The sequence below is a fragment of the Paraburkholderia atlantica genome (assembly GCF_009362785.1).
Classification (GTDB): Bacteria; Pseudomonadota; Gammaproteobacteria; order Burkholderiales; family Burkholderiaceae; genus Paraburkholderia; species Paraburkholderia atlantica.
Genome location: NZ_WHNQ01000221.1, coordinates 1 through 716 on the forward strand (window position 1 = coordinate 1; position 716 = coordinate 716).

The window sequence follows — 716 nt, forward strand, 5'->3', positions numbered from 1 at the left end:
TCACCACCGCACACTTTGTACCATCCATGCTGGCCAGCTTCATGGACACGAAGGGCGTTGATCGCTGCACCTCCCTGCAGCGTCTCGTGTGTAGTGGAGAGGCGCTTTCTGCTTCCCTCACGCAGAAGGTTCGGTGCGTATTACCTTGGACCGGTCTGCACAATCTATATGGTCCCACGGAAGCTGCTATCGACGTAACGGCCTGGAATTGCCCGGCTGATTTTAATGGGTCAGTGGTCCCGATCGGCCGTCCGATTTCGAACACGCGGGTTTATCTGCTGGACGGTCATGGCGCGCCGGTGCCGTTTGGTACGGTGGGCGAGCTTTATATTGGCGGGGCGGGGGTCGCGCGTGGTTATCTGAACCGCCCCGAGCTGACCGCCGAGCGGTTCATCGCCAGTCCCTTTGTGGAGGGCGATCGGCTGTACCGCACGGGGGACCGGGGGCGGTACCTGCCGGACGGCAATCTGGAGTTCCTGGGCCGCACCGACGACCAGGTCAAGATCCGGGGCTTTCGCATCGAGCCGGGCGAGATCGCGGCGCGGCTTGGCGAGCACGCCTTTGTGCGCGAGGCGGTGGTGGTGGCGCGACAGAACCGCGCCGGCGACAGGCGTCTTATCGCCTATGTGGTGTGTGCGCCCGAAGCTCAATCGGATGGGCTGGATGGACCTGAGCTTGCCAACACCTTGCGCGCGCACCTGAGTGCGCGGCTGCCG

The 716-nt window shown here is 63.8% G+C and carries 1 protein-coding gene; it reads left to right on the forward strand.

The window, feature by feature from the left end:
- Positions 1-716 (forward strand): AMP-binding protein (locus GCT19_RS42380; protein ID WP_152855121.1); only part of this gene is annotated, 716 nt, incomplete at both ends.